We start from the raw sequence: 1,756 nt of genomic DNA on the forward strand, positions 1-1,756 counted from the left end.
TCGGCCGACTGGCTCACGGTGGCTGTGAGCTGCTCCATGCTGGCTGCCGTCTCTTCGAGGTTCGAGGCGGTCTGCTCGGTGCGGGCCGACAGGTCCTGGTTTCCGTTGGCGATCTCGATGGATGCCGAGGACACCGAGTCCACGCCTGTGCGCACCTCGCTCACCACCGTGCGCAGCCGCGCCGACATGGCCGACAGCGAGCGCAGCATGTGGCCAAACTCGTCCTTGCGGGTGGACTGCAACTCACGCGTGAGATCGCCTGCGGCGATGGCGTCGATGGTGGACACCGCCTGGTTGAGCGGGTCGCTGATGGAATGCACCAACCGCCAGGCCAGGAAAATGCCCACGGCCAGCAGCACCATGGACAGGATGATCCCCGAGACGGCGTTCTGGATGCGGCGGCTCGTGGCGTCAGCACGGATGGCGTCGCGGCGCTTTTCCAGCGCGGCCACAAAGTCGTCCTGGGCCTTGAGGTACTTGGTGACCAGGGGGGCAAACTCGTCGTCCGCAAACCGCTGGGTGGCCACGGCATCGCCCGCACCTTTCAGCTCCCAGGTCTTGGCGGTGGCGGCCAGCACGGCCTTGCGGGCCTCCAGCACCTTGTCGAGCGCGGCTTTTTCTTCGGGCGCGGTGGCAGACGCAACGATCTTCTCCTGCACCTTGTTGATGTTGCCGATGATCTCCTTGACCTTGGCGCCGTACTGCTCGGCCAGCACCGAGTCGGTGGTCACCGCGCCACCCATGACCATGGTGACGGCGGTTTCGGTGGCGCCGCGCCAGCGCACGGCCGTGGAGATGCGCTCCTCGATCTCGATGATGCCGTCCATCGCAGCCGTCATCGAATTGTTGCCCCGGTTCTGAGCAAAGCTCGAGAGCAGGAGCATGCCGATCATCAGACCCAGAAAAGCGCCCCAGAGCTTGCGGGAGACGCGGATATTGTCAAATTGCATGGTTGGTAGTTCCTCGTGGACCGGTGATGTCTCTCTCATGTTCTGCGCAAGGCACACAGGAAACATTCGATTACATCAACGACAGGCCATAGCCTACGCCAGCCCGGCGTGCCCACAGGCCCGCACCCCACCGGGAAATACCCGCATCCGGAAAACACCCCGGATGCGCGAACGAAAAAGCCGCGAACCCCAGGCCGGGCAACCCCCGCCGGGCTGCGCCACGCACTGTGTGCGCCCCAGGGAGCAGGAGTTTGAGCAAAAATGGGCGTTTCCGCTCTACCACATTGCCTTGAAAGCTATCAATTCAGGAGTGATAGCACCACAAGGGCTGGGCCGTGTCAGAAGCTTTCCCATTCGTCGTCATTGCCACCTGCGGCGGCCCGGGGGGCCGGTGCAGGGGAGGCCGCAGCAGAAGGCGCAGCTGTGACCTTGGGGGCGGCAGGCGCCTTGCCCGCCAGCCGGGCGGCCACCGGCGCCTTGGCGGTGGCTGCGGATGCCGGTTTGCTGCCGGTACCGCCCACCCGCGCGGCTGCGGGAGCGGGCCGGGGCGCGGCTGCCGGGGCCCGCGCGGCCACCGCGCCCACATTGAACACCGACACCACCTCCGCCAGCCGCTGCGCCTGGTCGCGCATCGAGGCGGCCGCGGCTGTTGACTCCTCCACCAGCGCTGCGTTCTGCTGCGTCATCTGATCGAGGTGCGTGACCGCCTGGTTCACCTGGGCGATGCCGTCGCGCTGCTCGGTGGACGATGCCGTGATCTCTCCGATCAGGTCGCTCACGCGCTGCACGCTGGCCACAATTTCTTC

The 1,756-nt window shown here is 66.1% G+C and carries 1 protein-coding gene and 1 pseudogene; both read right to left on the reverse strand.

Features of this window, described 5'->3' with window-relative positions; translation table 11 throughout:
- Positions 1 to 950, reverse strand: a 950-nt coding sequence (locus CBY09_RS23395; protein ID WP_133066341.1) for a methyl-accepting chemotaxis protein, incomplete at its 3' end; no start/stop codon positions are given.
- A 338-nt stretch (positions 951 to 1,288) separates the two neighbouring features.
- Positions 1,289 to 1,756, reverse strand: a pseudogene (locus CBY09_RS23400) (methyl-accepting chemotaxis protein); the annotation flags it as partial.

This window comes from Acidovorax kalamii (genome assembly GCF_002245625.1).
GTDB classification, from domain to species: domain Bacteria; phylum Pseudomonadota; class Gammaproteobacteria; order Burkholderiales; family Burkholderiaceae_C; genus Acidovorax; species Acidovorax kalamii.